This is a genomic window from Actinomadura sp. NBRC 104425, assembly GCF_030269545.1.
In the GTDB taxonomy this organism is placed as follows: domain Bacteria; phylum Actinomycetota; class Actinomycetes; order Streptosporangiales; family Streptosporangiaceae; genus Spirillospora; species Spirillospora keratinilytica.
The window spans coordinates 186,504-208,999 of record NZ_BSTN01000009.1 but is presented as its reverse complement, the minus strand read 5'-3'; the positions used below and the strand labels follow the sequence as shown (position 1 = coordinate 208,999).

The window sequence follows — 22,496 nt, the reverse complement described above, 5'->3', positions numbered from 1 at the left end:
GAATGACTGCACAGGTAGAGACGGCGACCGCGACCGGGCGCGTCGCCCGCGTCATCGGTCCGGTCGTCGACGTGGAGTTTCCCGCCGACGCCCTCCCGGAGATCTACAACGCGCTGCATGTCGAGGTCGCGCTCGGCGAGGAGACCAAGACGCTGACCCTGGAGGTCGCCCAGCACCTGGGCGACAACATGGTCCGCGCGATCTCCATGCAGCCGACCGACGGCCTGGTGCGCGGGGCCGCGGTGGTCGACACCGGCGACTCGATCGCGGTGCCGGTGGGCGACGTCACCAAGGGCCACGTGTGGAACGCGCTCGGCGAGTCCCTGGACGTGCCGACCGCGTCGCTGAAGATCACCGAGCGGTGGGGGATCCACCGCAAGGCCCCGGCCTTCGACCAGCTGGAGTCCAAGACCGAGATGCTGGAGACCGGCATCAAGGTCATCGACCTGCTCACCCCGTACGTGCGCGGCGGCAAGATCGGCCTGTTCGGCGGCGCGGGCGTGGGCAAGACCGTGCTGATCCAGGAGATGATCACCCGGGTGGCGCGGAACTTCGGCGGTACCTCGGTGTTCGCGGGCGTGGGCGAGCGCACCCGCGAGGGCAACGACCTGTGGGTCGAGATGGACGAGGCGGGCGTCCTGAAGGACACCGCGCTGGTGTTCGGCCAGATGGACGAGCCGCCGGGCACCCGGCTGCGCGTCGCGCTGTCCGGCCTGACCATGGCCGAGTACTTCCGCGACGTGCAGAAGCAGGACGTGCTGCTGTTCATCGACAACATCTTCCGGTTCACCCAGGCCGGTTCGGAGGTGTCGACCCTGCTCGGCCGCATGCCGTCGGCGGTGGGCTACCAGCCGACGCTGGCCGACGAGATGGGCGTGCTGCAGGAGCGGATCACCTCGACCCGGGGTCACTCGATCACCTCGATGCAGGCGATCTACGTGCCCGCCGACGACATCACCGACCCGGCGCCGCACACCACGTTCGCGCACCTGGACGCCACCACGGTGCTGTCGCGGGCCATCACCGAGAAGGGCATCTACCCGGCGGTGGACCCGCTCGACTCGACCTCGCGGATCATGGACCCGCAGATCCTGGGGCAGCAGCACTACGAGGTGGCCCAGGAGGTCAAGCGGATCCTGCAGAAGTACAAGGAGCTGCAGGACATCATCGCCATCCTCGGCATCGACGAGCTGTCGGAGGAGGACAAGGTCACCGTCCAGCGGGCGCGGCGCATCGAGCGCTTCCTGTCGCACCCGATGTACGTGGCCGAGCAGTTCACCGGCCAGCCCGGCGTGACGGTGCCGCTGTCGGAGACCATCGAGTCGTTCAAGGGGATCGCCGAGGGCAAGTACGACCACCTGCCCGAGCAGGCGTTCTTCATGTGCGGCGGCATCGAGGACGCCGAGCGCAAAGCCAAGGAGCTGGCCAAGTAGCCGGTCCCCGGCGCGGGGCCGCTCGACGCGGAGGATGAACAGGTGGCGACTTTGAAGGTCGGGCTCGTCTCGCCGGAGCGCGAGGTGTGGTCCGGCGAGGCCAAAATGGTGGTCGCGCAGACCATCGAGGGCCAGCTCGGCATCCTGCCCGGGCACGCCCCGGTGCTCGGTGTGCTGCTCGACGGCAGCGTGGTGAAGATCGAGCCCGCCGACGGCGGCGAGTGGGTCACCGCCATGGTGGGCAGCGGCTTCTTCTCCATCGCGGGCGACGAGGTGTCCATCCTCGCCGAGCAGGCCGAGCTGGGCGCCGAGGTGAACGTGGCGGCCGCCCAGCAGGCCCTGGAGGAGGCGCTGTCGGCCGAGGGCGGCGCGGACGCCACGGCCGAGCGGCGGGCCCGGGCGCGGCTGCGCGCCGCGGGGCAGAACGCCTAGCGAACGGAAAAGGTGCCGGGCGGCGCACGGACGACTGGACGGACACGGAAACGGCGGGGGTAGTTGGGCGGGCAGCTGGCAGTGGATGCGGGCGTGGCGCTCGCCGCGGTCGCGCTGCTGGTCGCGCTGCTGTTCGCCGTGGTGTCCGTGCGCCGCTGGCTGTTCGTGCGCGGCGGCGGCACGGTGGAGTGCAGCCTGCGGGTGATACCGGAGGAGGGCGCTCCCGGGCCGTGGCGGCTGGGCATCGGCCGTTACCGCGGGGACGTGCTGCACTGGCACCGCGTCTTCGGCTTGCGGACCAGGCCCCGGCAGGTGATCCACCGCCGGGGCCTTGTCGTGTCAAATCGGCGCCGGCCCGAGGCGGGGGAGGCCGCGGGGCTGCCGCCGGACGCCGGCGTCATCGAGGTGCGCGACGGGGACCTCACCGTGGAGCTGGCGATGAGCGCTTCGGCGCTGACGGGGTTCCTGGCCTGGCTTGAGGCCGCGCCGCCGGGCTTCCCGGTGGACATCCACCAGTCCGAATGACCCGGGGGCGGGCGTCGGACCGGATCGAGCGACACGTGTTCGGGGGGACACATGCGCAAACTCGCCGCGTCGGGCGCCGTCGGGGGGACGGTGGCGCTGGCCGTGGCCGCGACGGGGCTGTCGGGGAGGGCCGCGGCCGAGCCCGCGGATCGCGGCGGCCCGGCGGATGTGGTGACGATCGGGGACGTGCGCCGTCACCTGGCGGAGTTCCAGCGGATCGCCGAGCGCAGCGGAGGCAACCGGGCGGCGCAGACCCCCGGTGAGGAGCGCTCGGTGGCGTACGTGGTGGGCCGGCTGCGGCGGGCCGGGTACGCACCCCAGGTGCAGCGGTTCGGCTACGTCCTGTTCGAGGAGACCCGGGCCGCCGAGTTCGCCCAGGTCGAGCCGGTGCGGGCGGAGTTCACGGCGGACGGCGACTTTCAGACGATGCTGTACTCGGGGGCGGGGGACGTCACCGCGCGGGCCGTGGCCGTCGACGTGCCGCCCGAGGGCGCAACCGGTACGAGCGGGTGTGAACCGGGCGACTTCCAGGGTTTCCCCCGGGGCGCGATCGCGTTGCTGCAGCGCGGCACCTGCCGGTTCACCGACAAGGCGGCCAACGCGCAGGCGGCCGGCGCGTCGGCCGTGGTCATCTTCGACGTGTCCGGGACGAAGAAGGCCCTGGCGGGGTCGCTGGGCCGGCCGTTCACACTGCCGGTGCTGGGGGTGTCCCACGCTGTCGGGGTGCGGCTGGTCAAGGCGGCGGCGGACGGGCGGCTGCGGCTGCGGGTCGCCGCCCACACCGTCAACACCCAGCGGCGGTCGGTCAACGTCGTCGCCGACGCGCCCGGGGGCGACGAGCGCCGCGTCGTGGTGGTCGGGGCGCATCTGGACAGCGTCCGCAAGGGCCCGGGGATCAACGACAACGCCACGGGGGCGGCGGCGGTGCTCGCGGTGGCCGAACGGTTCGGCGCGCTGCCCGCCGGGGCGCGGCGGAACCGGGTGCGGTTCGCGTGGTGGGGCGCGGAGGAGGACGGGCTGCGCGGTTCCGACCACTACGTCCGGACGCTGCCCGCCGCCGACCGCGCCCGGATCGGCGCCGTCCTCAACTTCGACATGCTCGGCTCGCCCAACGGCGTGCGCGGGGTGTACGACGGAGACGCCTCGGGCGGCACGCCGGTCGAGGAGTTCGCGCCGCCGCCGGGGTCGGCGCGGATCGAGAGGCTGTTCCGCGACTACTTCGCGGCGCGGCGGCTGCCGACGGCCGAGCAGGCCTTCGACGGGCGTTCCGACTACGGGCCGTTCGTCGTGCGCGGCATTCCGGCGGGCGGCATGGCCACCGGCGCCGAACAGGTCAAAACGGCCGCGGAGGCCGCGACGTTCGGCGGCACCGCGGGCAAGCCGTACGACCCCTGCTATCACGCGGCCTGCGACACCGTCGCGAACGTCGACATGCGGCTGCTGGACACCAACGTCGACGGCGCGGCACACGTCACGCAGCGGCTGGCGGCCGGACCGCTGCCGGTCAAGAGGGCCAGCCGGCGGACGGTCTCCGGCCGCGCCGCCGATTCGGTGACGTGGGGGCCGGACGGCGGCCTGCGGTGGACGCGCTGACGCCCGTCCCGCGTCGGCGGGCCGGGCGTCCGGGCGCCTACGCGGCGGAGACGACGATGCGGCCGTCGCCGGTCCTCAGGTCCACCTGGCGGGGCGAGCGGCTGTCGTTGTGCACGCCGGACTCGATCCGGCGCTCGCCGCTCTCGTTGTCCATCGTGATCGCGTAGGACTGCCCGGCGGGCAGGGCCAGCCTGATCTGGCCGCTGTCGGTGCGGGCCCGCACGCTGTCGGGCGGCGAGGCCAGGGCGATCCGCACGCCGCCGTCGTTGGTGCGCGCGTCCAGCCGCCGCGCGCTCAGCTCGGTGGCGTCGATCCCGCCGGTGTCGGTGCTGAGGTCGGCGGTGTCGGCGCGGCCGGTGAGCCGGATGGGGCCGTCGGCGGTGCGCGCGGTGAGGCGTACGGCGCGCAGCCCGGTGGCGCTGATCCGGCCGGTGTCGGTGCTGAGGTCGGCGGTGTCGGCCCGGCCCCCGATCCGGATGGGCCCGTCGGCGGTGCGCGCCGACAGGGCGGAGGCGCGCAGATCGCGTGCGGTGATCGAGCCGTTGTCGGTGCGCAGGGTCAGGCGTCCGCCGAGGCCGGTCGCCTCGATGGCGCCCTCGTCGGTGGTCACCTGCACGGCGAGGCCGCGCGGCACCCGCAGCCGGTAGGTGATCCCGCAGGCGCCGGGGCCCAGCACCGTGCGGCCGCAGGAGGCGCCGAGCGTCAGCGTGCCGCCCGCGACCAAGTGCCGGGGGTTCGGCTTGTTCCGCGAGTTCGACCAGCGCAGCCGCTCCTGCACGTGGACGCCGGGGGAGTCGGAGCCGACGATCTCGACACGGCCGTTGCCGGACTCCAGCTTGACCGCGGTGACGGCGTCGCGGACGTCGTAGGACCGGGTCTCCCGGTGGGTGCCGAAGTCCACGGAGCAGCCCGTCAGTGCGAGCGCGGCGGCCGCGGCGGCCCCTGTCGCCAGCGCCACGGTCGTGAGGGTGTTCACTCGTCGTCTCCCGCCCGTCGGTGGTCGAATCCCCGTCGAGCTTCAGCATCGCCCGGAGGACGGGGCCGCTACCAGGAGGCGGCCCGCCGTCCTCATGGTGGGGCTAACCCCACCCCCGGCGTGCCCGGCGGGAGGTCAGCGTTCGCCGCCGGGCTTCCACAGGACGTCGCCGTGCTCGGCGTTGGCGACGCGGCAGAGGATGAACAGCAGGTCCGACAGGCGGTTGAGGTAGCGCGCCGTCAGCGGGTTCACGCCGCCCTCGACCGCGCCGGAAGCGTCGGCGCCCTCGCCGGAAGGGGAGGCGGCGGGGGCGGCGCCGTGCGCCTCGATCGCCGCCCACGCCGAGCGCTCGGCGCGCCGCGTCACCGTGCGGGCGACGTGCAGCAGCGCCGCGCCGGGCGTCCCTCCGGGGAGGACGAAGCTGCGCAGCGGCGGCAGTTCGGCGTTGTGCTCGTCGCAGGCGGCCTCCAGGCGGTCGATGTAGGTGGAGTCCACCCGCAGCGGCGGATACGGCGGATTCGGCGTCACAGGGGCGCACAGGTCGGCGCCGACGTCGAACAAGTCGTTCTGCACCCGGGTCAGCAGCGCCTTGATCGGTTCGGGCAGGCCGCCCATCGCCAGCGCCACGCCGATGGCCGCATTGGCCTCCTCCACGTCGGCGTAGGCCGCCAGCCGCGGGTCGGTCTTGCGGGTGCGCGACCCGTCGCCGAGGGCGGTGGTGCCGTCGTCGCCCGTCCGGGTGTAGATGCGGGACAGCACGACGGGGGTCTCCCTGTTCTTCGCCATGCCCTCACACTAAGCCGTGGCCCTCGCCTCAAGCCGTGGCCCTCGCCTCAAGCCGTGGCCCTCGCCTCAAGCCGTGGACGAGCGCTCGGTAGGGTGCGAGGTGTCTCTTAGGGACGCCCCCCGCCGAGACCCCCGTACCGGAGGCGCCAATGGTGTACGACTACATCATCGTGGGCGCGGGCAGCGCGGGATGCGTGCTGGCCGCCCGGCTCAGCGAGAACCCCGGCACCCGGGTGCTGCTGCTGGAGGCGGGGCCGCCCGACGACGCCCCGGAGATCCACATTCCGGCGGCGATCGCCACGCTGGCCCGGGGGCCCTACGACTGGGACTACGGGACCGTCCCGCAGGAGCACGCCGCCGGACGCAGCGTGTACTGGCCGCGCGGACGCACCCTGGGCGGCAGCTCGTCCACCAACGCGATGATCTACATCCGCGGCCACCGGTACGACTACGACACCTGGCGCGACTCCTACGGCTGCACGGGCTGGGGGTACGCCGACCTGCTGCCGTACTTCCTGCGGGCCGAGGACCAGCAGCGCGGGCAGTCCCCCTACCACGGGGTGGGCGGGCCGCTGCGCGTGGAGGACCTGCGGTACAAGCATCCGCTCACCACGGCGTGGGTGCAGTCGGCCAAGGCGTACGGGCTGGCCGCCAACGGCGACTTCAACGGGCCCGAGCAGGACGGCGTCGGCTTCTACCAGGTCACCCACAAGCGGGGGCGGCGCTGGTCCACCGCCGACGCGTACCTGCGCCCGGCCATGGCGCGTCCCAACCTCACCGTGGTGACGGACGCGCTGGCGCACCGGATCCTCATCGAGAACGGACGCGCCGCAGGGGTGCGGTACGAGCGGCGCGGGGAGCTCGTCGACGTCCGGGCCGAGGCCGAGGTCGTGCTGTCGGGGGGCTCGGTCAACAGCCCGCAGCTGCTGATGCTGTCCGGCGTGGGCCCGGCAGACCATCTGCGCGCCCACGGCATCGACGTGGTGGCCGACTCCCCGGTCGGGCAGGGCCTCCAGGACCACCCGTACGTGAACGTCATGTTCGCCGCGCCCCGCAACAAGGCGCTGTGGGAAATGGCGGGCACCGGCAGCCTCGCGCTGTGGCAGGCGCTGGGGCGCGGCCCGTACGCCTCCAACGTCGCCGAGGCGGGCGGTTTCGTCCGCACGGTCGAGGGCCTGCCCGCCCCCGACCTGCAGTACCACGTGCTGCCCACGCCCCTGGTGGACCAGGGGCTGACGGAGGCCCGGCAGCGGGTGGTGTCGGTGCTGGTCACCGCGATCGCGGTGGGCAGCCGGGGTTCGCTGCGGCTGCGGTCGGCCAGCCCGTACGCCAAGCCGCTCATCGACCCGGCCTACCTGGCCGACAAGGCCGACCTGGACGTGCTGGTGGCGGGGATCCGCCAGGCCCGGGAGATCGCCGCGACCGGGCCGCTGGCCGCGCTGGTGGGCGGCGAGTTCGCCCCGGGCGAGCAGGTGTCCGGCGACGAGGCGCTGGCCGAGTTCGTGCGGCGCCAGGTCGCCACGCTGTTCCATCCGACGAGCACCTGTGCCATGGGCGGCGACGGCGCCGTCTGCGACCTCGAACTGCGGGTGCGCGGTGTGGAGGGCCTGCGTGTGGTGGACGCCTCGGTCATGCCGTCGGTGCCGCGCGGCAACACCAACGCCCCCACCATCGCCATCGCCGAACGCGCCGCCGACCTCATCCGGGGCCGCACCCCCCTGGACCCGGTCACACCCTGAGACGCGAGAACGCCCCCGCCGGTCCTTGCGGGGACCGGGCGGGGGCGTCGGCCGGAGCGGCAGCCTTTCCGGGGGGACGGCCGCGCCTGCCCACGGCTCACCGCTTGCGCGCCTCGGCGGCCTGGCGGGCGGCCTTGGCCTCGGCCTGCAGGCGCCGTACGCGCTCGGCGGCGATGGCCCTGGCCACGTCGTGGTGCAGCATTCGCGCTCTCCTCGGTTCCGCGGGCCGGCCTTCCCGGCCCGGTATGTTCGAGGTTCGCGCTAAGGCCGTACGCGCCGCATCGGGACGACGCCTTATCCGTGCGGCCCGCCGCCGCCTTAGCCGCGCCCAGGACGTCTTACGCGTCCCCAGGCGCCTTATGAGGCGGCCCGGGCGGGGCCTACTGCTCCCAGATGAGCACCTTGGCGGACCCGCCGGTGATCTGGGCGGTCTGCGTGCCGTAGTGGATGACCTGGAACCGCACCCGCCGGCCCGTCCCGACGGTGTCCGCCGGGAGCGCGTAGTGCACGAACGTGTCGCCCTCGCTGGCGACGTACTCGGCGATGGGACCGGCCTCGATCTCGCCGTCCGACTCGCGCCGCTCGATGGCGCGGGCCTGCAGCTCCGTCCCGGCGGGCAGCCCCTTGATGCGGACGTTGGCGGTCAGGGAGTAGCGGGCCGGGCCGTGCACGAGGCTGGGGCCGCCCCGGTTCCAGTGGTGGTGCGCGGAGTCGGCGTACTCCTTGGGCCAGTCGACCGTCGTCCAGGTTTCGGGCGGCAGGGACTGGGCGTCGGTGACTCCGACGGACACGTACACGGGCATGTCGTCCTCCTGGTTGGATCCGGCGGGCATCCCTGCCCGCACCCACGCGTACAACTGGTCACCCGGGCACGAGGTCGCGGTGACGTCGCGGTGCCCCAGCTTCTTCAGCGACCGGCCCGCGCGTCGGACCGCCTCGTCGTACAGCCACCGGATCGCGTTCTCGGCGGCGGTGGTGGCGTCTCCATTGCGGCCGATCATGCACACGCCGATGCCCGAGGTGTTGTGGCCGGTGGCGTGCGCGCCGACGACCAGCCAGCCGCGGCCCTCGTAGATCCGGCCCATGACGTCGACCAGGAAGTTGTAGCCGATGTCTGCCCACCCGTTGGAGTCCATGTGGTGGTCCTGGATCTGGCGGGGGGTCTGGGTGGTGGGGCCCTCGGAGTAGTGCACGATGAACTCGGTCCGCCGCGACCACGTGGTGGTGGTACGGGAGCGCGGGGCGCGGGCGCCCCATTCCGCGCGGCCGATGATGTCCACGGAGCCTCCCTGTGGTGAGCGGGTACCAGCGGCGCCGTCAGCGACGCTAGCGGCCCGCTCACCACCCGGTGGGCCGTCCGGGGAATTACGCCCTATGCCACACCTGTTGGAAACGTGGGCTATCAGCGCTTGTAGTGGCGGCCGTGGAGGAACGTGACCAGCTGCAGGATGCGCGCCATGTCCTTGTCGGTGCGGGTGAAGGACGTCAGATTCGTCGGCAGCGCGAAGCGCTGGCGGGTGATGGCCTTTGGGCGGGCGAACTCGCGCAGCCCGTCGGCGCCGTGGATGCGCCCGAACCCGGACTCGCCGACGCCGCCGAACGGCAGCGCCGCCACGGTGGCGAACGCGGCGAAGGCGTTGATCGAGGTCATGCCCGAGCGCATGCGGCGGGCCAGCTCCATGGCGCGGCCGCGGTTGCGGGAGAAGATCGTCCCGGCCAGGCCGTAGCTGGTGCGGTTGGCCTTCTCCAGCGCCTCCTCCAGGTCCTTGACCCGGTGCACGGTGATCGTCGGGCCGAACGTCTCCTCGCACACGGCGGCCGAGTCGTCCGGCACGTCGGTGAGGACGACCGGCTCCACGTACGGCTTGCGCACCGACTCGGGCCCGCCGACGACGGCCCGGCCGCCCTTGTCGATGGCGTCGGTGATGTGGCGTTCGATGATGTCGAGCTGGGCGGGCATGGTGATCGGGCCGTAGGCGGCCTCGCGGTCGAAGCCGGGGCGCAGGTCGCGGGCCTTCTCGGTGAGCTTGGCCAGGAACGCGTCGTAGGCGGCGTCCACGACGTAGATGCGCTCGACGCCGATGCAGGTCTGGCCCGCGTTGGACATCGCGCCCCACAGCGCGGCGTCGGCGGCGGCGTCCAGGTCGGCGTCGGCGTCGACGATGCAGGCGTCCTTGCCGCCGCACTCGGCCACGATGGGGGTGAGGTTCTGCGCGCAGGCCGCCATCACCTTCTTGGCGGTGCGGGCGGAGCCGGTGAAGGCGATCTTGTCGACGCCGGGGGAGGAGGCCAGCGCGGCGCCCGTCTCTCCCAGCCCGGTGACGACCTGCAGCACCGGCTGCTCGGGGACCACCGCGGCGAACAGCTCGGCCAGCAGCACGCCCACGCCCGGGGTGTACTCCGACGGCTTGAACACCACGGCGTTGCCCGCGGCCAGCGCATAGGCGATCGAGCCCATCGGGGTGAAGATCGGGTAGTTCCACGGGCCGATCACGCCGACCACGCCCAGCGGCAGGTACTCCAGGACGCACTTGTGGTTCACCGCGATCAGGCCGGGGAACACGGTGCGCGGCCCGAGCACCTTGTCGGCGTTGCGGGCGGCCCAGTCCAGATGCGTGATCGCCATGATCACTTCGAGCTGGGCGTCCTGCAGCGGCTTGCCGGTCTCGTTGTGGATCAGCTCGGCCATCCGGTTCAGGTTGCGGGTGAGCGAGCCCTTGACGTTCAGCAGCCGCACCCGGCGCTCGCGGCGGTCCAGCGCCGCCCACCACTCGGCCGCCTCCCGGGCCCGGCGCACCGCCTCCTCGACCGCGTCGCGGTCGTGGACGGGATGCTCGGCGACGACCTCACCGGTCGCCGGGTTCAGCGAGGCGAACGTCGCGCTGCTCTGCGTGTCCACGGTCATCGGAACCTCCCGAGGGCTCGGCCGCGGTAGTAAGCGGTCACTTTCGTCACCGAATAGTCAACCACTGGACCGACGATACGGCTCCGCCGGGACCGCACATGGCGGGAAACGCCTCCGCCTGGCAGGGCGCCCGCGCTGAGAACGCGGGGCGCGGCGGGAACAATCCCGGGCGGCCGCCGGTTACACTCTTCGTGGCCGGTGTGCCTGGTGTCCCCGGGCCTCACCTATCGCCTTCGCGGAATACCGGGTCGGTGTTCCCCGCTCCGGCGGGGCGGCGCCGATCGCTTGGAGCCACGTTGTGCCTTTCGCCGAGAGGCGACCCGCACACCGGTTGCAACGTGGGGAAGGCCCCGCGGGATGCCTCCCGCGGGGCCTTCTCCATGTCCGCGAGGCCGCCGATCAGCCGCCGGTCCCGGTGGGCCCGTCGGGCAGCTCCACCGTCAGCGTCGTGCCCTCACCGGGGGCGCTGCGGACGGTCACCGTGCCGCCCAAGCTCTCGGCGCGGCGGTGCAGGCCGAGGAGGCCGAAGTGCTCGCCGGTGCCCAGATCGGGCCGGGCCGCGTTGGCGGGGTCGAACCCCACCCCGTCGTCGGCCACCGTGAGGCGGGCCGCGGTTGCGTCGAACGCCAGCCGCACCGCCACCGTGCGGGCGCGGGCGTGCCTGCGGACGTTGGCCAGGGCCTCCTGCGCGGCCCGCAGCAGCACCACGTCGGCCGCGGGCAACAGCGGACGCGGCTCCCCGTCGATCTGGTACGTCGCGTCCACGCCGGTCTCCTCGCCGAACGTGGCGGTCAGACGGCGCAGCGCCTCGGCGACCGGGGCGGCGTCCAGCGCCACTGGCGGACGCGCCGCGATCAGCGCCCGCGCCTCGGCCAGGTTGTCGCGCGCCGTGCGGATCGCCGGCTCGACGGCGGCGCGCAGCGGATCGTCCGGCGGCATCCGCCGCTCGGCCGCCTGCAGCAGCGTCAGAATGGTCAAAAAGCCCTGCGCCAGCGTGTCGTGGATCTCGGTGGTCAGCCGCTCGCGCTCGGCCGCAGCCCCGGCGGCGTGCGACAGCCGCGCCACCTCGGCCTGGCTGGAGCGCAGCCGCTCGATCAGCCGGGCCCGCTCGCGGCTCTGCGTGATGACCCGGTCGATCCAGGAGCCGAGGAACACCGCACAGACCGTGCCGAGCACGCCGATCGCCGCCATGATCATGATGACCGACGACTCGTGCCGGTACCGCAGCAGCGCGGCCAGCGGCACCATGTTCACCACCATCGCCGCCATGCACGCCCGCCGCAGCGACAGCAGCTGGAAGCAGTGCGGGACGAGCGCGAACGCCGCGTACCAGGCCGTCCCGGCCACGAACGACGCCATGCCGAACAGCGCCAGCGCGCCGGCCAGATAGCCGTAGGCGAGCGGGGTGTCGTCGGCGTCGGCGCGGGCGGCGCGGTGCCCGACCGTCAGGTAGAGCGGCAGGACCCCCGCCAGCAGCACCGACGCGGCGAACGGGTGGTCGGACGCGGCCGGCATCGCGAACGTGAGGGCGACCGCGCCCGCCAGCACGAGCAGCGTGTAGGCGTCCCACACGGGGAGCCGCTGCCAGGCGTGCGACCTGTCGGCGTGCACGGCGGCGTCCGCACGGGCGTCCGCGGCGGCGTTCATGGCGGCGTCTTCGGCGGAGGGGGTGACGGGGGGCATCGCCGCCTGGGCGCCGTCGCTCATGAGTCCAGTATGTCGGCAGCCACTGACACAATCACCGCGGGGGCGTCCGTCCCGGACCGGCCGCCCGCCGGGCTCAGCCGCGCCAGACCTGGAACAGGTCGTGGCCCAGCTTGATCGGGAAGTTGTCCACCGGAATCGCCACCTCGAACGGGAACTCGCCCAGCCCCATCAGGTCGGTGAGGTGGTAGATCAGCCCGAAGAACTCCCGGTTGACGGCCGGGATCCACAGCAGCGCGATCAGCGCCAGGAACACGTACCCGCCGTACGCGCCGACGCGCTCCACCCACGCCCGCGGCAGATACGGCTCGACGATCCCGAAGCCGTCCAGCCCCGGGATCGGCAGCAGGTTGAGCAACGCCGCCGTCACCTGCAGGAACGCCAGGAACGCCAGCGCCGACCAGAACACCGCGTGCTCCCGGTCGGCCAGGTTGGCGAACGCCACCGCCAGCAGCGCCGCGAACAGCACGTTGGCCAGCGGGCCCGCCGCCGAGATCAGGCTGTGCCGCAGCCGGCCCCGGATCGCGCCGCGGTCGATCCACACCGCGCCGCCGGGCAGGCCGATCCCGCCGAGCAGGATGAACAGCAGCGGGATCGCGAAGCTCAGCGTCACGTCGGCGTACTTGAACGGGTTGAGGGTCAGGTAGCCGCGGGTCGCCACGCCGTGGTCGCCGGACCGGTGCGCCAGGTAGGCGTGCCCGAACTCGTGCAGGCACAGCGACACCACCCAGCCCGCCAGCACGAACCCGAGCACCGCGAACCGCGCGGCCGTCTCCATGGACGTGCCGTACCGCCAGGCGATCAGGCCGCACGCCACGGTCACCGCGACGATCACGAGGAACACCGGACTCGGCTGGACCGCCGAGCGTCCGCGCTGGTACACCGTCCCCATCCTCCGGGTCCCTCCCCGTGTCGGCGGGCGCCCCCCGCGCCCCGATCCTGCCCGATCCTGCCTGTCGACTGCGCCCGGCCCGCCCTCAGGGCCCGGCGATCACCGGAACCACGTACGTGCGCAGGAACCGGCGGGTTTCCTCGTCGCCGCGGTCGCGGTCCATGACGATCAGCGAGGTGATGACGCGGAAGAGGAACTCCACCGTGCCCTCCACCTCGATGTCGGCCCGCAGCATGCCGCCGCGCTGCGCCCGCTCGAAGTAGGGGCGCACGTAGTCGCAGCACAGGGCCAGCATCTGCTCGACGGCCCCGGCCACCGCGGCCTGCATGTGCCCGGCCGCCTCCGGGGCCAGCAACCGGCCGATCGTCGGCTCGGCGCGGACGAACTCCACCGCGTCCATGGTGCCCGCCACGATCGCCTCGGGCACCGACCGCTGCCGCCGCAGCCGCTCGGCCAGCCCGTCCAGATAGCGCCGCAGATTGCGCAGCAGCACGGCCAGGATCAGCTCGTCCCGCCCGCCGGTGACGCTGCGGTACACCGTCGCCCTGCTCAGCCCCGCCGCGGTCGCGATGTGCTCCACCGTCGTCTTGGCGACGCCGAGGCGGGCGAAGCACTCCTCGGCCGCGTCGATGATGCGCTCGCGCGTGGCGTCGGCGGTCGCAGGGGGCATGCCCTGAAGGTTACCGGCCGTCCGCCCCGCGTCCGCCGCCCCGGCGTGCGGCGGCGTCAGGCCAGGGTGTAGTCCAGCGACCAGCTGTGGCCGCCGTCCGCCAGGGCGGTGATCTGCCCGTGGCCGCGGATCCCGGCCAGCTCGCCGGTGCCCGAGGTCGGCACGATCAGCCAGCGCAGCCACTGCGTGGCGGGCGTGCCGTCCTCGCTGCCCGCGCTGTGCTGCAGGACGAACGTGCCCTCCCGGCCGTGCAGGATGCCGGTGACCGTCTCGATCCCCACGTACGCGGCCGGGCCCGCGGCGGTCTCCACGGTGATCAGCTCGGCGGTGCTGGTGCCGACCAGGTCGCCGTGGAAGGTCTTGCGCACCCGCACCCGCGTCAGTGCGGTGCCGTCGTGCTTGGCGTACGGCTCGCCGGCCTCCCAGGCGTCGATGTCGAAGGTCCCGCTGGCATGTGAGGTCATCGGAAACCTCCGAGGAGACCCCCGCCTTCAGGCGGGGGGAGGAATCGGACCCCTGCGGAGCAGGACAGGGGCAAGCGATTGGCCGCCAGGTGAATCACCGTATCGAACAACCGATCGAAACTCAACTGATCTTGCGGTACCGTGCGAGATCGTGGCGCAGATCGTGAAGCGGGCGTACAGGTACCGCTTCCACCCGACCCCGGAGCAGGCCGAAGAACTGCTCAGGACGTTCGGCTGCGTCCGCCTGGTCTACAACAAGGCGCTGGAGGAGCGGACCCGCGCCTGGTATGCCGAGCAGCGCCGCGTCTCCTACGCCGAGACCTCCGCGATGCTCACCCAGTGGAAGCGCACCCGGGAGCTTGCGTTTTTGGGCGAGGTGTCCAGCGTGCCGTTGCAGCAGGCGCTGCGGCACCTTCAGGCGGCGTTTGCGAACTTCTTCGCCAAGCGGGCCGAATACCCCACGTTCAAGAGCAAGAAGAAGTCGCGGGCGTCGGCGGAGTACACCCGTTCGGCGTTCCGCCGGCGGAACGGGCGTTTGTACCTGGCGAAGATGCGCGAGCCCTTGCGCATCGTGTGGTCTCGTCCCCTCCCGGAGGGGGCCGAGCCGTCCACGGTGACCGTGAGCCGGGACGCGGCCGGCCGCTGGTTCGTATCCATCCTCGTCGAAGAGAAGATCCGCCCGCCGGCCCCGGTGGAGTCGGCTGTGGGGGTGGATGCCGGGGTCACGGCGCTGGTGGCGCTGTCCACCGGGGAGAAGATCACCAACCCCAAGTTTGAGCGCCGCGATCGGCGCAGGCTCGCCAGGGCGCGGCGTGCCCTGTCCCGCAAGGCCGAGGGCAGCGCGAACCGGGAGAAGGCCCGGCGGCGGGTCGCCAAGGTGTACGCCCGCATCGCCGACCGGCGCCGCGACTTTCTGCACAAGCTGTCGACTCGGCTCGTCCGTGAGAACCAAACGGTCGTGATCGAGGACCTGACCGTGCGCAACCTGGTCCGCAACCGTTCGCTGGCCCGCGCGATCTCCGATGCGGCGTGGCGTGAGCTGCGGTCGATGCTGGAGTACAAGTGCGGCTGGTACGGGCGCCGACTGCTGGTCGCAGACCGCTGGTTCCCCAGCTCGAAGCTGTGCTCGGTGTGCGGCACCGTGCAGGATGCGATGCCGCTGGACGTTCGGATGTGGGAGTGCGCCTGCGGCGCGGTCCACGACCGGGACGTCAACGCCGCCAAGAACCTCCTCGCCGCCGGGCCGGCGGAGAGCTGAAACGCCTGTGGAGCTGGTGTAAGACCTCGAACGGGAGTCCTCTCGGGCGAGGCGACCGGCGGTGAAGCAGGAAGACCGACCGGCGACGGTCGGAATCCCCGCCCTTCAGGGCGGGGAGGGAGTCAACATGCCCGCGGACGGTTGTGCGAGGCGCGGGACCGTGACGCGGTGCGGGTCAGAACAGGGTGCCCTCGTGCTTGATGCCGCGCAGCGCGTCGTAGTCGAGCGTCACGCAGTCGATGCCGCGGTCGGTGGCCAGCACCCGCGCCTGCGGCCGGATCTCCTGCGCCGCGAAGACTCCCCGCACCGGGGCCAGGTGCGGGTCGCGGTTGAGCAGCTCCAGGTAGCGGGTGAGCTGCTCCACCCCGTCGATTTCGCCGCGCCGCTTGATCTCCACGGCCACGGTGGCGCCGTCGCCGTCCCGGCACAGGATGTCCACCGGCCCGATCGCGGTCGGGTACTCGCGGCGGATCAGCGTCCACCCCTCGCCGAGCGTGGTGATGTGCTCGGCCAGCAGCTCCTGCAGGTGGGCCTCGACGCCGTCCTTCTGCAGCCCCGGGTCGAGCCCCAGCTCGTGGCTGGAGTCGTGCAGGATCTCCTCGATGGTGAGGACGAGCCGCTCGCCGGACTTGCCGTGGGTGACGGTCCACCGGGCGATCGCGCCGTTCTCCTCGTACGGCTCCTCGCGCAGGGTGCAGGGCGGGTTCATCCAGTTGAGGGGCTTGTAGGCGCGATCGTCGGCGTGGATGCTCACGCTGCCGTCGGCCTTGATGAGCACCAGGCGGGGCGCCATCGGCAGATGGGCGGTGAGCTTGCCGACGTAATCGACACTGCAGCGGGCGATGACGAGACGCACGCGGCCTAACCTTAGTGACTCCGCTGACGGGATCGCGTCCCATGAGCGACATCGAGACACGCGGGGGCGCGGCGGCGGGACGGCGACGTGTCCCACCCTCTGGACGCGGCGGCCGGAACCCGCAGGTAGAAGGCGTGATTGCCGGCGCTCTTGACCGAAGTGGGCGTCCTGTCAAGCCTGGAATTCTCAGACGGGCCTGTTTAGCGTCGCGGGAGTCGGGTGCTCATCACACGCGGTGAAAGGAACCCCTTCCATGTCTCTTGACGTGTCCCCCGAGCTTCTCGAGGCCGCGCGGCGCGGCGAGGTCGACGACAAGGCGTTCGTCGACTGCGTGCGCACGTCCCTCCCGTACGCCTGGGAAATGATCAGCGGGCTGGTGGCCCGGCTGCAGGTCGACGGCGGGGACTTCGCCGACAACCAGACCCCGCCGCCCGACGAGCAGGCCCGCGGCCAGCTGCTGCGCGTGCTGGCCAGCGACGCCATGCGCGGGGCGCTGGAACGGCACTTCGGGGTCAAGCTGGCCTTCCAGAACTGCCACCGGGTCGCCGTCTTCCCCACCGGCGACTCGGTCGCCTACCGCCGCTTCATCACGGCCCGCGAGCAGATCCTCAACCAGTCCCCGGAACTGCGCGACTGCTGACCGGCGTGCTTGAGGGCCCGGCCCGTGCCCCGCACCGGCCGGGCCCTCGCCGCGCAGGCAGGCGGGGGCTCACGCCGACAGCGCGGCGCGGGCCTTGGGGAGGACCTCGGTGCCCAGCCGCGTGATGTTCGCCAGGATGGCCTCCCGGGAACCGGCCCCCTCCACCATCAGGATGAGATGCCGGATGCCGGTGCGTTCCACCGTTGTGACGAGCGCCTCCACGCAGTCGTCGGGGGAGCCGACCGGGTGCAGGTCGCACAGGTGGCGCGTGTAGGCGAGCGCGTCACGCTTGGGGCGGGGCCGGTCGTCCACGGGCACGTACCCCTCCAGCCCGGGGCCGAGCCAGCGCGGCATCTCCCGCAGCAGCGTGTCCACCGCCTCCGCGCGCGTGTCGGCCACCTGGGCGAGGTGTGTGGAGACGTGCGGCGCTCCTATGTCGCCGTGGCGGGCCACGGCGGCGGCCTTCTCCGCGTCGCCGACGTGCATGCCCAGCAGCATGGGCAGCCCCCGGGCGGCGGCCAGGGACTCGGTGGCAGGCGACGTGCACGCTACCGTCACCGGGGGCGGCTCCGGCGCGCGCGGCACCACCGGCACCTCGCGGAACCGGAAGTGCTCGCCAGCCCACCCCACACGCTCCGAACGCAGCCAGGCCAGCAGCAGGTCGAGCGCCTCGGCGAACCCCTCCTCGTAACGCGCCAGGCCCGTCCCGAACACCTCCAGGTCGCGCCAGGGGCCGCCGCGTCCCACGCCCAGGCGGAACCGCCCTCCCGACACCAGCGACAGCAGCGCCGCCTGCTCGGCCAACGCCACCGGATGCCGGGTGGACAGCACGCTCACGGCCGTCCCCACGTGCACGCGCGACGTCAGCCCCAGCAGATGCCCCGCCAGCGTCACGGCCGACGGCACGACGCCGTAGGACATGAAGTGGTGCTCGGCCAGCCACACGTCGTCGAACCCGGCGCGCTCGGCGGCGACGGCGGCCTCGACCGTGCGGGCCAGGGCCGCCGCGTCGTCCTGGCCGGGATGGCGGGCGGCGAGCAGGAACACGCCGAAGCGCACGCGCGGGCCGCACCCGGGCGCGGGCCGGCCGGACGGCTCTGGGAGACTGCGGGCCATGACTGGAGGTTCGTTCGGCAAGGTCGGTGTCGTGGGGCTGGGCACCATGGGCGCGGGCATCGCTGAGGTCCTGGCCCGTGGTGGTCTGGCGGTCGTCGGGATCGAGGTGGGCCCGGAGGCCCTGGAGCGGGGACGCGGCAATCTTGAGTCCTCCACCGGGCGCGCCGTCAAGCGCGGCCGCCTCACCGAGGAGGCGCGGCGTGAGATCCTCGGCCGCGTCGCGCTGTCCACCGAGTTCGCCGACCTGGGCGACTGCGACCTGGTCATCGAGGCCGTCCCGGAGCGGCTGGACCTCAAGCGCCGCGTGTTCGCCGAGCTGGACCGGGTGTGCCGGGACGACGCGGTGCTGGCCACCAACACCTCCTCGCTGTCGGTCACCGAGATCGCGGCGGCCACCGCGCGGCCCGCGCAGGTCGTCGGCGTGCACTTCTTCAACCCGGCGCCGGTGATGAAGCTGGTCGAGGTCATCCGCACCGTGCTCACCGACCCGGAGGCGGTGCGGCGCGTGGCCGAGCTGGTGACCGGGCTCGGCAAGACCCCGGTGACGGTCGGCGACCGCGCCGGGTTCGTCGCCAACCGGCTGCTGTTCGGCTACCTCAACCAGGCCGCGGCCATGCTGGAGAACGGGCACGCCACCCGCGACGACATCGACACCGCGATGACCGTGGGCGCCGGGCTGCCGATGGGCCCGTTCACCCTCATGGACCTCATCGGCCTCGACACCTGCCTGGAGGTGCTGGAGGCCGTCCACGCCGAGTCCCGCGACCGGCGGCACGCCCCCTCCCCACTGCTGCGCGAGCTGGTCACCGCCGGGCTGCTGGGCCGCAAGACCGGCCGCGGCTTCTACGACCACGGCGCCGCCGCCCCCGCGCCCTCCGGGGAGCCGTCCGAGGCGGCGCCGCCGGCGGTGGGCGTCGCGGGCACCGACCCGTCCGCCCTCGCCGTCGCCGCCGCCTGCGCGCGGGCCGGCGGCCGGGTGCGCGCGACCGCCGACGCCGAAAGCGGCCTGCGCGCGCTGCTGGACGACGCGGGCGCCCTCGCCAGGATCGAGACCGGCGACCCGGCGTCGTTCGCCGACTGCGACCTGATCGTCGCCGACGCCTCCGCGCCGCCGGCCGTCCTCGGCGAGGCAGCCGGACCGGACGCCGTGCTGGCCATCGCGTCCGACACCGGCCCCGTCATCGAGCACGCCGCCGCCACCGGACGCCCCGGCGCCGCGGTCGGCCTGCACCTGCCCGAACCCGGCGGCACGCTGGTGGAGATCGCCACGACCGTGCTGACCGATCCCGGCACGGCCGACCGCGCCGCCGCCCTTGTCGCCGCGCTCGGCCTGACCGCGGTGCGGTGCCGCGACCGGGCCGGGTTCATCGTGGACGCCTTGCGCTTCCCCTACCTCAACGACGCCGCCGCCATGCTCGAGGCGGGCTACGCCGACGCCGACTCCATCGACGCCGCGATGACCCTCGGCTGCGGCTACCCCGCGGGCCCCGTCGCCGACCTGGACCGGCTCGGCCTCGACCGCGCCGTGACGGTGCTGCGCGCCCTGTACGCCGAGACCCGCGAGGCCGCGCTGGCGCCGTCCCCGCTGCTGGAGGAGCACGTCAGGGCGGGACGGCGGACCCTGCGGTGACGCCCCCGCACCGGCCGGACCCGCGCCTATCCTGGACGCCATGAGCCCCCGGAAGAACCGCCGCGCCACCCCCGGACGCCCCCGCCGGGGCGGAGGCGGCGGCGCCGGTCCCTCCTTCGGGCTCGGCCGCCGCGTCGAGGAGTCCGACGACGGCGAGTGGATCGTGCAGGCCATCGCCGGGGCCAACGCCGTCAAGGCGTACCGCTGCCCCGGCTGCGACCAGCTCATCCAGCCCGGCGTGCCGCACCTGGTCGCCTGGCCCGCCGATGAGCGCGGCGGCGCCGACGACCGGCGGCACTGGCACCGGCCGTGCTGGCAGGCCCGGGAGCGGCGCCGCCCCCGCCTGCACCGCGGACGGGGCGCGCCCCGGTACTGACGGCGCCGCGGCTGTGAAGCGGCAATAGTTCACACTCGGGCGGCCAGTGGCGGCCATTTTCGCCCCACTGCCGCCGTCCCGGGGCGACGATTGCCTGACCGCCGTGCTGAGGGCGCACGGCCGCGGAGTCGAGGATGGGAGGGGCGTCGCCATGTCCGTGCAGCTCTACGCCCGGGACGTCGGCATCGGCACACCGCTGGTGCTGCTGCACGCGTTCCCGCTGTCCTCGGCGATGTGGCTGGAGCAGCGCGCGGGACTGGCCGCCCGGTGCCGGGTGATCACCCCCGACCTGCGCGGCTTCGGCGGCTCCCTGCTCGGCGCCGAGGAGCCGTCCATCGACGCGATGGCCGACGACGTGGCGGCCACGCTGCGTGGCCTCGGCGTCACCAGCGCCGTCGTCGGCGGTGCGTCCATGGGCGGGTACGTGGCGATGGCGCTGTGCCGCCGCCGGCCCGACCTGGTGCGGGGGCTGGTGCTGGCGGGCACCCGCGCCTCCGCCGACTCCGGCGCCGTCCGCGAACGGCGGCTGCGGCAGGCCGAGCGCATCGACCGCGAGGGCACCGTCCAGGTCCTGCTGGACGAGGTGCTGCCGCACCTGGTCGGCCCCACCACCCTGCGGCAGCGGCCGCTGGTCTTCGGACGGGTGCGCGGCCTGGTGCAGTCGGCGCCGCCGTCCGCCGCGGCCTGGGCCCAGCGCGCCATGGCCGCCCGCGGGCCCGCCTTCGCCACGCTCCGGGAGCTGGACGTCCCCGCGCTGGTCATGGTCGGCGCCGAGGACGCGCTGACCGGTCAGGACGAGGCGCGCGCCATGGCGGACGCCCTCCCGGACGCCGAGCTGATGGTCGTCCCGCAGGCCGGGCACCTGTGCGCCGTCGAGCGGCCCGACCTGTTCAACGAGGCCGTCGCCGAGTTCACCGACGCCCTGGCCCGCACCGCCCGCTGAGCCCCGCCGGGCCCGTCACAGGCTCTCCTGGCGCGGGAGGACGACCTCGCGGATGATCAGGGCGACCGCCGCGGCCGTCGGGATGGCGAGCAGGGCGCCGACGAACCCCAGCAGCGCGCCGCCGATCAGCGCGGCGATGATGGTCACCGCGGGCGGCACGTCCACCGCCCGCTTCATGATCCGCGGATGGATCAGGTAGTTCTCGATCTGCTGGTAGACCACGAAGAACACCACGCAGGCGATGCCGGTGCCGAGGCCGTCGAAGAACGCCACCACGCTCACCAGCACCGCGCCGATCGTCGCCCCCACCAGCGGGATCAGCGAGGTGAACGCCACCGTGATGGCCAGCGGCAGCGCGAACGGCACCCCGACGATGCTCAGGAAGATGTAGGCGGCGGTGCCCGCGATCAGCGCCACCATGACGGTGCCCGCCACATAGCCGCCGATCCGGCCCAGGATCTCGTCGCCCAGCAGCGCCACCCGGGCCCGCCGCGAGCGCGGCGCCAGCCGGTAGAAGAACGACTTGATCGTCGGCAGCGAGCCCAGGAAGTACAGGGTGAGGATCAGCACCGTCAGCGTGCTGAACGCCCCGCTGACCACCACCCGTCCGGCCCCGACCAGGCCGCCCGCCGCGCCCTGCCCGAAACTGGGGTTGGTGACGGCGTCCTGCACCTTCTCCAGCAGCTGGTAGCGCCGGTCCCACTCCTGGATCTGCCGGTTGCTCTGCAGCTGGTTGATGTAGGTGGGCACGTGGTCGATGAACTGGCTGACCTCGTTGGTGACCGGCGGGACGACCGCGAAGCCGACCCCGACGAACACCAGCACCACGCCGAGGAACACCAGGCCGACCGCCGCGCCGCGCGGCATCCGGGCCCGCTGCAGCGCCTCCACGGCCGGGTTCAGCCCGACCGCCAGGAACATCGACACGATGATCAGCACCAGCACCTGGCGCACGTTGATGACGGCCTGGACCAGCAGCCACGCCGTCAGCACCCCGAGCGCCCCGGTGAAGCCGAACACGAACGGATGCGCCTGCCGCAGCGGCCGACCGGGCCGCCCGAACGGCGCCTTGTCGTCCGCCCCGGCCTCCCGGCGGCGCACGACGACGTCCGTGACCGGATCCGGCAGCGCCGGGTCTTCGGCACCGCCGTCCGCGTCGGCTCGGGCGGGATCCGGCGGACGGGGGACCGCCGGCCCGGCGGCGGACTCCGCGCCGCCGTCGGGCTCCGTGCCGCCGTCGGGCTCCGTGTCGTCGCCGGGCTGCGTGTGGCCGTCGGGCTCCGTGTCGTCGGCGGAGGCCGTCTTGGTCGCGCCGCCGCCGTTCGATGCGTCGGACTCAGCCCCGGACTGCGCCCCGGAGGAGGCGCGGCCGGGCGAGGTGGGGCGGGACGGGGGAAGCGGTCGCTCGCTGCGGTCGCCGCCCTGATCCGCGGGGGGCGCCGGCCGGTCGTCGTGTGGCGTCTGGTCGGGCACGCCGCTCTCCTTCTGCTCAAGTCGGGCCGATAGGCCGATACCCGCGGGACGTCGGCGCCCGCGCGGGGCGACGGGCCTTGCGCGA

At 73.5% G+C, this 22,496-nt stretch carries 20 protein-coding genes and 1 pseudogene; 10 read left to right on the top strand and 11 right to left on the bottom strand.

Annotated features, from left to right (window positions below):
- Nucleotides 1-2 precede the first annotated feature (2 nt).
- The 4 genes from atpD (at nucleotide 3) to QSK22_RS16800 (ending at nucleotide 3,983) form a co-directional block, all read left to right on the top strand.
- Entirely contained in the window at nucleotides 3-1,433 is a 1,431-nt protein-coding gene (atpD, locus tag QSK22_RS16815; RefSeq protein ID WP_285495126.1) for a F0F1 ATP synthase subunit beta, read from the top strand.
- A gap of 42 nt (nucleotides 1,434-1,475) precedes the next feature.
- Nucleotides 1,476-1,865, top strand: coding sequence for a F0F1 ATP synthase subunit epsilon (locus tag QSK22_RS16810; RefSeq protein ID WP_285495125.1), 390 nt, complete (start codon nucleotides 1,476-1,478; stop codon nucleotides 1,863-1,865).
- Nucleotides 1,866-1,958: 93 nt separating this feature from the next.
- Nucleotides 1,959-2,390, top strand: a complete 432-nt coding sequence (locus tag QSK22_RS16805) for a DUF2550 domain-containing protein (protein WP_285495124.1) — start codon at nucleotides 1,959-1,961, stop codon at nucleotides 2,388-2,390.
- A gap of 51 nt (nucleotides 2,391-2,441) precedes the next feature.
- The gene (locus QSK22_RS16800; RefSeq protein ID WP_285495123.1) at nucleotides 2,442-3,983 is read left to right on the top strand and encodes a M28 family peptidase; all 1,542 of its coding nucleotides are present in this window, start codon (nucleotides 2,442-2,444) and stop codon (nucleotides 3,981-3,983) included.
- Nucleotides 3,984-4,020: 37 nt separating this feature from the next.
- On the opposite strand, the gene QSK22_RS16795 is transcribed toward QSK22_RS16800, so the two are convergent.
- Complete coding sequence (locus tag QSK22_RS16795) at nucleotides 4,021-4,959, bottom strand: DUF4097 family beta strand repeat-containing protein (protein ID WP_285495122.1); 939 nt, start codon at nucleotides 4,957-4,959, stop codon at nucleotides 4,021-4,023.
- A 135-nt stretch (nucleotides 4,960-5,094) separates the two neighbouring features.
- A complete protein-coding gene (locus QSK22_RS16790; protein ID WP_285495121.1) occupies nucleotides 5,095-5,745 on the bottom strand; it encodes a cob(I)yrinic acid a,c-diamide adenosyltransferase in 651 nt (216 codons plus the stop codon).
- Nucleotides 5,746-5,894: 149 nt separating this feature from the next.
- Here QSK22_RS16790 and QSK22_RS16785 point away from each other — a divergent pair, with 149 nt between their 5' ends.
- Nucleotides 5,895-7,484: a GMC family oxidoreductase gene (locus QSK22_RS16785; protein ID WP_285495120.1), complete on the top strand. Its 1,590-nt coding sequence runs from the start codon at nucleotides 5,895-5,897 to the stop codon at nucleotides 7,482-7,484.
- A gap of 380 nt (nucleotides 7,485-7,864) precedes the next feature.
- On the opposite strand, the gene QSK22_RS33775 is transcribed toward QSK22_RS16785, so the two are convergent.
- The 6 genes from QSK22_RS33775 to QSK22_RS16755 form a co-directional block, all read right to left on the bottom strand.
- On the bottom strand, nucleotides 7,865-8,764 hold the full coding sequence (locus tag QSK22_RS33775) for an N-acetylmuramoyl-L-alanine amidase (protein WP_352231453.1): 900 nt from the start codon (nucleotides 8,762-8,764) through the stop codon (nucleotides 7,865-7,867).
- A gap of 122 nt (nucleotides 8,765-8,886) precedes the next feature.
- The gene (locus tag QSK22_RS16775) at nucleotides 8,887-10,389 is read right to left on the bottom strand and encodes an aldehyde dehydrogenase family protein (RefSeq protein ID WP_285495119.1); all 1,503 of its coding nucleotides are present in this window, start codon (nucleotides 10,387-10,389) and stop codon (nucleotides 8,887-8,889) included.
- Nucleotides 10,390-10,788: 399 nt separating this feature from the next.
- The gene (locus QSK22_RS16770; RefSeq protein ID WP_285495118.1) at nucleotides 10,789-12,096 is read right to left on the bottom strand and encodes a sensor histidine kinase; all 1,308 of its coding nucleotides are present in this window, start codon (nucleotides 12,094-12,096) and stop codon (nucleotides 10,789-10,791) included.
- Between the two features lie 73 nt (nucleotides 12,097-12,169).
- On the bottom strand, nucleotides 12,170-12,985 hold the full coding sequence (locus QSK22_RS16765) for a site-2 protease family protein (protein ID WP_285495117.1): 816 nt from the start codon (nucleotides 12,983-12,985) through the stop codon (nucleotides 12,170-12,172).
- An 85-nt stretch (nucleotides 12,986-13,070) separates the two neighbouring features.
- Complete coding sequence (locus tag QSK22_RS16760) at nucleotides 13,071-13,655, bottom strand: TetR/AcrR family transcriptional regulator (protein ID WP_285495116.1); 585 nt, start codon at nucleotides 13,653-13,655, stop codon at nucleotides 13,071-13,073.
- 56 nt (nucleotides 13,656-13,711) lie between these two features.
- Nucleotides 13,712-14,119: a DUF3224 domain-containing protein gene (locus QSK22_RS16755; protein WP_285495115.1), complete on the bottom strand. Its 408-nt coding sequence runs from the start codon at nucleotides 14,117-14,119 to the stop codon at nucleotides 13,712-13,714.
- A gap of 151 nt (nucleotides 14,120-14,270) precedes the next feature.
- Between QSK22_RS16755 and QSK22_RS16750 the strand changes: the two are divergent.
- Nucleotides 14,271-15,483: pseudogene (locus tag QSK22_RS16750) on the top strand (RNA-guided endonuclease InsQ/TnpB family protein); the annotation flags it as partial.
- Nucleotides 15,484-15,552: 69 nt separating this feature from the next.
- Here QSK22_RS16750 and nucS read toward each other — a convergent pair.
- The gene (gene nucS, locus QSK22_RS16745) at nucleotides 15,553-16,233 is read right to left on the bottom strand and encodes an endonuclease NucS (RefSeq protein ID WP_285495114.1); all 681 of its coding nucleotides are present in this window, start codon (nucleotides 16,231-16,233) and stop codon (nucleotides 15,553-15,555) included.
- Between the two features lie 253 nt (nucleotides 16,234-16,486).
- Here nucS and QSK22_RS16740 point away from each other — a divergent pair, with 253 nt between their 5' ends.
- The gene (locus tag QSK22_RS16740; RefSeq protein WP_285495113.1) at nucleotides 16,487-16,873 is read left to right on the top strand and encodes an SCO5389 family protein; all 387 of its coding nucleotides are present in this window, start codon (nucleotides 16,487-16,489) and stop codon (nucleotides 16,871-16,873) included.
- Between the two features lie 69 nt (nucleotides 16,874-16,942).
- On the opposite strand, the gene QSK22_RS16735 is transcribed toward QSK22_RS16740, so the two are convergent.
- Nucleotides 16,943-17,989 (bottom strand): LLM class flavin-dependent oxidoreductase, encoded by a 1,047-nt coding sequence (locus tag QSK22_RS16735; RefSeq protein ID WP_502872320.1) that lies wholly within the window; start codon nucleotides 17,987-17,989, stop codon nucleotides 16,943-16,945.
- Between QSK22_RS16735 and QSK22_RS16730 the strand changes: the two genes are divergently transcribed.
- From QSK22_RS16730 to QSK22_RS16720, 3 genes are all read left to right on the top strand, one after another.
- On the top strand, nucleotides 17,988-19,619 hold the full coding sequence (locus tag QSK22_RS16730) for a 3-hydroxyacyl-CoA dehydrogenase family protein (RefSeq protein ID WP_285495112.1): 1,632 nt from the start codon (nucleotides 17,988-17,990) through the stop codon (nucleotides 19,617-19,619). The two genes, QSK22_RS16735 and QSK22_RS16730, sit on opposite strands and share 2 nt — an antisense overlap.
- Before the next feature lie 40 nt (nucleotides 19,620-19,659).
- Entirely contained in the window at nucleotides 19,660-19,995 is a 336-nt protein-coding gene (locus QSK22_RS16725; protein ID WP_285495111.1) for an Rv1322 family protein, read from the top strand.
- A 151-nt stretch (nucleotides 19,996-20,146) separates the two neighbouring features.
- Nucleotides 20,147-20,938 (top strand): alpha/beta fold hydrolase, encoded by a 792-nt coding sequence (locus tag QSK22_RS16720; protein ID WP_285495110.1) that lies wholly within the window; start codon nucleotides 20,147-20,149, stop codon nucleotides 20,936-20,938.
- Nucleotides 20,939-20,953: 15 nt separating this feature from the next.
- Here QSK22_RS16720 and QSK22_RS16715 read toward each other — a convergent pair whose 3' ends face one another.
- A complete protein-coding gene (locus tag QSK22_RS16715; RefSeq protein ID WP_285495109.1) occupies nucleotides 20,954-22,411 on the bottom strand; it encodes an AI-2E family transporter in 1,458 nt (485 codons plus the stop codon).
- Nucleotides 22,412-22,496: the final 85 nt, after the last annotated feature.

Excerpts from the sequence above, each read along its gene's own strand:
- atpD (WP_285495126.1), top strand. The coding sequence starts at position 3 with ATGACTGCACAGGTAGAGACGGCGACCGCGACCGGGCGCGTCGCCCGC.
- QSK22_RS16800 (WP_285495123.1), top strand. The coding sequence starts at position 2,442 with ATGCGCAAACTCGCCGCGTCGGGCGCCGTCGGGGGGACGGTGGCGCTG.
- QSK22_RS16790 (WP_285495121.1), bottom strand. The coding sequence starts at position 5,745 with ATGGCGAAGAACAGGGAGACCCCCGTCGTGCTGTCCCGCATCTACACC.
- QSK22_RS16785 (WP_285495120.1), top strand. The coding sequence starts at position 5,895 with ATGGTGTACGACTACATCATCGTGGGCGCGGGCAGCGCGGGATGCGTG.
- QSK22_RS16775 (WP_285495119.1), bottom strand. The coding sequence starts at position 10,389 with ATGACCGTGGACACGCAGAGCAGCGCGACGTTCGCCTCGCTGAACCCG.
- QSK22_RS16770 (WP_285495118.1), bottom strand. The coding sequence starts at position 12,096 with ATGAGCGACGGCGCCCAGGCGGCGATGCCCCCCGTCACCCCCTCCGCC.
- QSK22_RS16765 (WP_285495117.1), bottom strand. The coding sequence starts at position 12,985 with ATGGGGACGGTGTACCAGCGCGGACGCTCGGCGGTCCAGCCGAGTCCG.
- QSK22_RS16760 (WP_285495116.1), bottom strand. The coding sequence starts at position 13,655 with ATGCCCCCTGCGACCGCCGACGCCACGCGCGAGCGCATCATCGACGCG.
- QSK22_RS16755 (WP_285495115.1), bottom strand. The coding sequence starts at position 14,119 with ATGACCTCACATGCCAGCGGGACCTTCGACATCGACGCCTGGGAGGCC.
- QSK22_RS16740 (WP_285495113.1), top strand. The coding sequence starts at position 16,487 with ATGTCTCTTGACGTGTCCCCCGAGCTTCTCGAGGCCGCGCGGCGCGGC.
- QSK22_RS16730 (WP_285495112.1), top strand. The coding sequence starts at position 17,988 with ATGACTGGAGGTTCGTTCGGCAAGGTCGGTGTCGTGGGGCTGGGCACC.
- QSK22_RS16735 (WP_502872320.1), bottom strand. The coding sequence starts at position 17,989 with ATGGCCCGCAGTCTCCCAGAGCCGTCCGGCCGGCCCGCGCCCGGGTGC.
- QSK22_RS16725 (WP_285495111.1), top strand. The coding sequence starts at position 19,660 with ATGAGCCCCCGGAAGAACCGCCGCGCCACCCCCGGACGCCCCCGCCGG.
- QSK22_RS16720 (WP_285495110.1), top strand. The coding sequence starts at position 20,147 with ATGTCCGTGCAGCTCTACGCCCGGGACGTCGGCATCGGCACACCGCTG.